Source organism: Nonomuraea sp. NPDC050643, assembly GCF_040654715.1.
Classification (GTDB): domain Bacteria; phylum Actinomycetota; class Actinomycetes; order Streptosporangiales; family Streptosporangiaceae; genus Nonomuraea.
Genome location: NZ_JBFAIM010000145.1, coordinates 1 through 8055, shown reverse-complemented (window position 1 = coordinate 8055; position 8055 = coordinate 1). Strand labels below are relative to the sequence as shown.

Genomic DNA, 8055 nt, shown 5'->3' with positions numbered 1-8055 from the left:
AACGCCGCACGCAGCCGGGACGCCGCGGCGCGGTGGCCCGGGTCGGTGAGCGCGGCCCGTACGGCGCGCCGGATCCGCCCCGGTGTGAGCTTCGCGCCGCGCAGCGCGACACCGGCGCCCGCGTGCGTCACACGGGCGGCCACGTCGGCCTTCTCCTCCGTGGCGCCGGCGACGACGAGGGGGACACCGTGCGTGAGAGCCGCGGTGACGCCGTTGAAACCGCCGTTGGTGACCATGACGTCCACGTACGGCAGCAGCCGGTGATAGGGGACGAAGTCCTCGACGCGCACGTTCGCGGGCAGCGACGCCATGGCGTCCGGGCCGAGCCGGTGGTTGCCGGTCGTCACGATGACGAGGACGGGCTCACCGGCGAGCGCGTGGATCGTGGGCAGGAGCATGCGGCGCACATCGTCGGCGACGGTTCCCTGCGTGACCAGCACGACCGGGCGGTCACCGGCCAGCTCGTCCCACCATGACGGCGGGTCGAACGCCGCGTCCGCCGCCGGCAGGTCGAGCGCGCCGACGAAGCGCGTGCCCGCGAACAGGTCCGAGCGCGGGAACTCCAGCTCCGCGACCGTGCCGACGAGATAGAGGTCGGGGCGGCGGGCGATGTTCTCCATGACGCTCGTGCCGAGCCGCGGCAGCCCCGCCGCGGCGCGGGCCTCGTCGGCCGACCGGCGCAGCCCGCGCAGCACGACGTGGTCGCCGCTCCAGGTGAGGAGGGCGTTGCGCAGCCGGCCCGCCGGAGACGCGGACGGGCCGAGCCCGTGGCCGAGCGGGGCGGTGTCGCGGCTGCCCAGCACATAGATCGAGTTGCCGATCCACGCGTGGGGGAGACCGGTGTGCTCGGCGGCGAAGCTCGCGCCGTAGCACATGTCGTCGGACACGATCACCTGCGCGGGGAACCGGGCGAGCACGCCGAGCAGGTCGGCCAGCTGGGACGGCGCGGTGCGGTAGAAGATGTCCCGCATGCCCGCGACGAAGCTCGCGAGCCCCGTGAGCCCGGTCTGCGCGGGAAAGGCCTCGGCCTTGCTCTGCCCGGAGAAGTCCCGCGCCGCGCGCATCGGCTCGTGCCGCGCGCCGAGCGAGACGATCCTGTCCCGGTAGGCGCCTCCCGTGTACCAGCGCACGTCGTGACCGGCGCGCACCAGATTCCGCGCGACGGGGACCACCGGGTTGACGTGGCCGTCAGCCGGGGTCGTCGCGATCAGGACGTGTGCCAAGGCCGCCTCCCTCATCCGTCCGCCGGGGCCGCTCACCGGCCCGCTGTGCCTGACCTGACCGTCGCCCGCGGGGATCCGGCCCGGCAAGGGAGGCGGGCCGAGACTGTCAGCCCTGGGGATCTGGGCGCGCCGTACGCCGCCTCGGCGCGCTGCCGGCTACTCACCCTGGGAGCGCCGGGTGGGGATGTGGGCCCGCCCGCGGGCCGCTGACGATGGGGCCAGGTTCTCGCCCGTGGTTCGACATCACCGAATGGGAGGAACACCCCCATGTTCAGAAGTCTCCGCACCGACGACGAGTCAGGACCGAGCGCCGGGGAACCCCGGCGGGTCACCGTGCTGGGCGCGGGTGTGGCGGGGCTCGTCGCGGCGTACGAGCTGGAGCGGCTCGGGCACCAGGTGGAGATCATCGAGGCGAGCAACCGCGTCGGCGGCCGGGTCTACACGCATCGGTTCGGCGCCGCGCCGGACGCCCCGTTCGCCGACCTCGGCGCGATGAGGCTGCGCACCGACCACACGCGCACCCTGCACTACCTCACCGAACTGGGCCTGCTCGGCGACATCCGCGAATTCCGCACGCTGTTCGCCGACGACGACAACGTGCTGTCGATCGAGGACGATCGGCACATCAAGGTGAGCCAGGCCCCGACCGTGCTGACCGCGCGGCTCGCGGAGCGGCTCGGCGACCACTCCTACCGCCCGGCCACCCTGCTGTTCGGAGCGTGGCTGAACGCGTGCCTGCGGGCGATCGCGCCGCGCGACTTCCACGACTGGCCCGAGGTGAGCACCGGCCTGCTCGACCTCGTCGACCGCATCGACCTGGAGCCGTACCTGCGCGGGGACGGCTCGAAAGTGGACCTGCACGCCGTGGTGGCGGACCACCCGCAGATCCGCTCCGGCGTCTTCCGCGGTCACGAGCGCCTGCTCGACGACGTGCTGGACGAGACCAGCCCGGCGCTCTACCGGCTGCGCGGCGGCATGGCGACCTTCACGAACGCGCTCGCCGCGCGCATCCGCGGCCGTGTCTCGCTCGGGCACGAGGTGGTCGGGCTGTCGGTGCGCGACGACGGCGTCGCGGTCGGCGTACGGCACGAAGGCAAGGTCGTCTACCGGCACTGCGACTACGTGCTGTGCACGATCCCGTTCACCGTGCTGCGCGAGGCGATGCTCGACGGATTCGACTCCGACAAGCTCGCCGCCGTCCACGAGACCCAGTACTGGCCCGCGACGAAGATCGCGCTGCTCTGCCGCGAGCCGTTCTGGGCCGCCGACGGCATCGCCGGAGGCGCCTCGTTCACCGGCGGCCTGGTCCGGCAGACCTACTACCCGCCGGTCGAGGGCGATCCGGCGCACGGTGCGGTGCTGCTCGCGAGCTACACCATCGGCCCGGACGCCGAGGAGATGGGCAGGCTCGACCCGGCGGCCCGCTACCGCGTGGTGCTCAATGAGGTCGGCCGTATGCACCCCGGCCTGCTGGAGCGCGGCATGATCCGCGATGCCGTCGGTTACGCCTGGGGCCGGCACCGGTGGAGCCTGGGCGCGGCCACGATCCGCTGGGGCCAGGACGCCCGCACCCGCGAGGAACAGCAGTGGGCGGCGGCCAGGCCCCAGGGCAGGCTGTTCTTCGCCGGCGAGCACTGCTCGTCCATGCCGGCCTGGATCGAGGGCGCGATCGAGTCGGTCAGCGACGTGCTGCGCGACATGGAGTCCCGTGACCCGCGTGAGCTGATGCGGCTGGAGCGGCGGCGATGAGCGTGTTCCACCTGCCCCGCCTGCACTTCGCCGGAGTGGCCACGACCCAGTTGCCCACCGGGCCGCGGCAGGGGCTCACCGACCTGGCGACGAACGGGGCGCTGTGCGCGGACGGCACGCCGTTCCCGCGGAGCCGTCCCGCCGCCGAGTACGACGGGCCGCGCGGCGCGCACTTCGCCGCCAACGGCCACTTCGCCGTGCCCGCCGCCGCGATCACCGGGGCCGAGCTGCGCGCGGGCGAGGTGGACGAGCACGACCCCGTGGTGGGCCGCCAGGTCGACATGTGGGGGCACTACAACGAGTACCTGCAGACGACCGTGAACCGCGGCCGCGTGTTCGACGTCGACCCGGCCTCGAACTGGACCACCACGTTGATGGTGGGCCAGTTCGGGTTCGGGCGGGCGGGCCGCTCGCACGACACGGGGTACGCGCTCATCGGCGGCGTGCGCGGCTACCAGCCGCCGCGCTGGCAGGATCTGCGCCGCGGCACGGTCGTGCACCAGTTCGTCGTGGACGACGAGGAGCTCACCTGGCCGGAGCCGGTCGGCGGGTCGGCGGCGGTCGCCGCGCTGGCGGCCGAGCTGGCCGCGGCCGACGGGCTGGTCGTGCAGTTCGCCCTGCTCACCCCGGCCGAGCCGGGCGTGCCGGACGCGCCGCGGCGCTGGGAGCTGCGCGGCACCATCGCCCCCTGGCGGCGCGGCGAGCCGAGGACCTTCCCGGCCGGCCGGTTGATGCTGCCGGTGGAGCGGGACCCGCACGTGTTCTCCGTGGACGTCGGCGCGGAGTACGTCACGCTGAACCTGGTCACCGCCGCCGCGACGCTGCCGCCGGGCGAGGTGGAGCTGCGCACCGCGCGCACCGGCAAGCTCGTCGCCGCCGTGCCCGTCCGGTCCCGCCTGGCCGCCGCGCGGCACGGCGGGCTCGTCTGCGCGGCACGCCTGGGCGAGGCGGGGGACGAGGCGCTCGTCCTCGTCAACGCGTGGGACGGCCGGGTGCTCGCGCGTGAGCAGGAGGTCGTGCTGCAGGCCGACGACGCCTGCCAGGTGCTCGACCACCCCCGCCACGCGGACGACCCGTCGTGCGACGCGCGGGTGGAGTTCCGGTCGTTCGTACGCGGACGCCCGGCGCCCGTGGAGTCCGTGCGGGTACGGCAGTTCCCCAACCCGCGCGCGCTCCCTCTCGCCCCGGACGCCGCCACCGCCCGGATCGCCGACGTCGCCGACACCGTGAGCACGGACGCCGGCGGCGTCGGCCGGTTCACGCTGCGCGGGCTGCGGGCCGGATCCACGCGCATCCTGCTGGGCGGCGACGGCACCGGCGTCCACTACGACAACGACGACGAGCTGGCCTTCTGGGCGGGCGCGGGCGGCGTGCACGTCCGCGTGCTGCCCGACGACTGGCGGCTCGCGGACCTCCGCGACGACGAGGTGACCTTCGAGACCGTCCACCGCGAGGTCTTCGCGCCGTACGAGGCGCAGTACTCCTTCATGCGCGAGGAGGTCTTCAGCCTCGCCGACCGCTGCAAGGTCGAGACCTACGCCCAGCTCGTCTGGCAGATGTGCGACCCGCGCAACAAGGCGATGACGTACTACATGCCGCCCACCCGCGACCTGACCGCGCCGAAGGCCGCACTGCTGCTCAGATACCTGCGGCAGCGGCAGCGACCGGCCCACCTCCTGCGGGAGGCCGGCGCGCCCGCCACCGCGCGGCGCGGCATCAGGAACCGCGCGGAGCTCGTCGCCGCGCTGCGCGACGCGGTGAAGCTCGAACTGGCCGTGATGATCCAGTACCTGTACGCCGCCTACACCGTGCCCGGCCACGGCGCGGGCAGCGCGTACGTGCGCAGCGGCCGCTGGACGCCCGGGCAGCTCGCGCTCGCCTGCGGCGACGGCGGCGAGAGCCTGGAAGGCGGCGTCCGCGGCACCCTGGTCCGGGTGGCCCGCGAGGAGATGACCCACTTCCTGCTGGCCAACAACATCCTGATGGCGATCGGCGAGCCGTTCCATGTCCCGCACGTCGACTTCGGCGCGCTCAACGCGGAGCTCCCGATCGCGCTGGACTTCGCGCTGGAGCGGCTCGACGCCGGCAGCGTCGCCCGGTTCGTCGCGATCGAGCAGCCGGACCGCCCGGTACGCGACGTCAGGCTCGGCGACGACACGGGCACCGGCGACGACACCGAGCACGGCTACGCCTCGATCGCCGAGCTGTACGGCGACATCCGCCAGGCGATCACCACGATCCCGGACCTGTTCCTCACCGAGCCCGGCCGTGGCGGCGGCGAGCACCACCTGTTCCTGCGCAGGAAGCTGAACGAGCGCCACCCGGACTACCAGCTCGAGGTCGACGACCTCGGGAGCGCCCTGTTCGCCATCGACGTGATCACCGAACAGGGCGAGGGCGGCGAGCTGACCGACGGCGACGAACCCTCCGAGACCTCGCACCACGAGGCGTTCCTCGGCGTGGCCGACTCGCTGCGCCGGGCCAACTGGACCCCGTCCTACCCGGCGGTGCGCAACCCGACGCTGCGCCGCGGCGACCGGACCCGCCAGTACGTCCCGGACCCCGAGGCGCGCCGGGTGATGCGGTTGTTCAACGACGCCTACGCGGTGATGCTGCGGCTCATGGTGCAGCACTTCGGCGCGGGCCCCGACACCAGCCTGCGCCGCTCGAAGCTCATGAACGCCGCCATCGACGTGATGACGGGGGTGCTGCGCCCGCTGGGCGAACTGCTCACGACCATGCCGTCCGGTCTGCGCGGCCGGACCGCGGGCCCGTCGTTCGAGATCGACGCGCCGCCCGCGTTCATCCCGCGCCCCGACGTGGCGGCGCTGCGCGTCGCGCGGCAGCTCGACGACCTGGCCGCGCTGGCCGCCGCCTGCCCGCTCGTGCCCACGCGGGTGGCCGAGATCAGCACCCTGATGGCCGACCAGTTGAGGAGGAGCTGAGATGATCCGCAGCGAAGAGACCGACGTGCTCATCGTGGGCGGCGGCCCCGTGGGCCTCGCGTTGTCGCTCGACCTCACCTATCGCGGCGTACGGCACGTCATGATCGACGCGGGCGACGGCGTGGTGCGCCACCCCAAGGTCAGCACCGTGGGGCCGCGGTCGATGGAGCACTTCCGCCGCTGGGGCGTCGCGGACCGGATCCGCGCCGCGGGCTGGCCGCTCGACCACCCGCTCGACATCGCGTGGGTGACCCGCGTCGGCGAGCACGAGATCTACCGGTTCGAACGCGGCACCGCCGCCGACCGCCCGGTGTTCCGCCACACGCCCGAACCCGACCAGGTGTGCCCGGCGCACCTGCTGAACCCGGTCCTGGCCGACGCCGTGGGCGTGCACCCCGAGGGCCCGGCGCGCTACCGGTGCCGCCTCGAACACTTCCGGCAGGACGCGGACGGCGTGCGGGCGACGATCTCCTCCGGCGGCGAGGAGCACGTCGTCTCGGCGCGCTACCTGGTGGCCTGCGACGGTAGCTCCTCACCCGTGCGCAAGGCCCTCGGCATCGAGGCGCCCGCGCGGCACGAGACGCAGGTCTTCCGCAACGTGCTCTTCCGCGCGCCGGACCTGCCCGCGCGCCTCGCGGAGCGGGGCCACCGCACCGCGCTGGTGTACTTCCTGATGCACTCCCCGTCGTTGCGTTACCCGTTGCGCTCCCTCGACGGCCGCGGCCTGTACAACCTGGTCGTGGACGGCCGGTCCGGCCAGGACACGATGGCGCTGATCCGCTCCGCGATCGCCTGCGACGTGCCGGTGGAGCCGGTCTCCGACGGCGCCTGGCACCTGACCCACCGGGTGGCCGACCGCTACCGCGCGGGCCGGGTGTTCCTGGCCGGCGACGCGGCGCACACGCTGCCGCCGTCCGGCGGCTTCGGCATGAACACCGGCATCGGCGACGCCGCGGACCTCGGCTGGAAGCTCGCCGCCGCGGTGGCGGGCTGGGCGGGCGACGGCCTGCTCGACACCTACGAGACCGAACGCCGCCCGGTGGCGATCGACAGCCTCGACGCCGCCGGCGAGAACCTCAGGCGCACCCTCGACCGTGACCTCCCGGCGGACCTGGCCGCGGACACCGAGCAGGGCGTGGCGCTCCGGGCGGAGATGGCCGGACGGCTGGCGAAGGGCGGGGCCCGCGACGAGTTCGACGCCCCCGGGGTGCACTTCGGGTTCCACTACCGCTCACCGATCGTCGTCGCCGACGGCCCCGTCGAACCGGCTCCGCGCTGGCGGCCTGGCAGCGACCCCGGCTCCCGCGCCGCTCACGCGTGGGTGCGCGCCGGAGTGTCCACCCTGGACCTGTTCGGCCGCGGCTTCACGCTGCTGTGCTTCGCCGGCTCGCCCGTCCTGGCCACGTTCGGCGAGACGTTCGACGAGCGGGGCGTGCCGTACGAGCCGGTGTTCGTGGACGACCCGGAGATCGCCAAGCTGTACGGCCGCCCGTTCGTGCTGGTGCGGCCGGACGGGCACGTGGCGTGGCGCGGCCACGACCTGGAGTCGGGTCCCGCCGGCCTCGCCGACGTCGTACGCGGGGCGGCGTGATGGAGCCCTTCTCCCCGCAGGGCTGGTCCACGGCCGACATCGCCGACCCGTACCCGATCTACCGCCGCTACCGCGAGGCCGAGCCCGTGCACCTCGCCGGGCCGGGGAACTGGTTCGTGTTCGGCCACGAGCACGTCGCGCAGGCCCTGTCGCGCCGCGACTTCGGCCACAACAGGCCGGCGCACCTGCCGGGCCGCAACGACGCGCTGTACCGCAGCGTGCGGAACTGGCTGGTGTTCCTGGACCCGCCCCAGCACACCCGGCTGCGCCGCCTGCTCACCGCCGAGTTCTCTCCGAAGGTCGTGGCCGGCCTGCGGCCGCGCATCGCCTCGATCGCCGCGTCGCTGCTGCGACCCCTGGGGGAGCGCGACGCGTTCGACCTGGTGCGGGAGTTCGCCGCACCGCTGCCGGTGCTGGTGATCTCCGCGCTGCTGGGCGTGCCCGCGCGGCGCCACGCCTGGTTCCGCGCGCGCGCCGAGTGGTTGCAGCAGGCCAGCTCCGCGCGGGCCGCCCGCGACCCGGCCGGGTTCGCGCTCGCCGAGCGGGC

4 protein-coding genes and 1 pseudogene are annotated in these 8055 nt (G+C 74.2%); 4 read left to right on the top strand and 1 reads right to left on the bottom strand.

Annotation, left to right across the window (positions count from 1 at the left end):
* On the bottom strand, positions 1-1223 hold a 1223-nt coding region (locus AB0I15_RS66395), incomplete at its 3' end, for a glycosyltransferase (protein ID WP_358120996.1).
* A gap of 267 nt (positions 1224-1490) precedes the next feature.
* Between AB0I15_RS66395 and AB0I15_RS66390 the strand changes: the two genes are divergently transcribed.
* The 4 genes and pseudogenes from AB0I15_RS66390 to AB0I15_RS66375 all read left to right on the top strand — a co-directional run.
* Positions 1491-2972 carry an FAD-dependent oxidoreductase gene (locus AB0I15_RS66390; protein WP_358120994.1) on the top strand — a complete coding sequence of 494 codons (1482 nt, stop codon included), beginning with the start codon at positions 1491-1493 and terminating at the stop codon, positions 2970-2972.
* A complete protein-coding gene (locus tag AB0I15_RS66385; protein WP_358120991.1) occupies positions 2969-5917 on the top strand; it encodes a ferritin-like domain-containing protein in 2949 nt (982 codons plus the stop codon). The genes AB0I15_RS66390 and AB0I15_RS66385 overlap by 4 nt, the downstream gene beginning before the upstream one ends.
* A gap of 1 nt (position 5918) precedes the next feature.
* A complete protein-coding gene (locus AB0I15_RS66380; RefSeq protein ID WP_358120988.1) occupies positions 5919-7508 on the top strand; it encodes an FAD-dependent monooxygenase in 1590 nt (529 codons plus the stop codon).
* A pseudogene (locus tag AB0I15_RS66375) lies at positions 7505-8055 on the top strand (hypothetical protein); the annotation flags it as partial. The gene AB0I15_RS66380 and the pseudogene AB0I15_RS66375, both read left to right, overlap by 4 nt.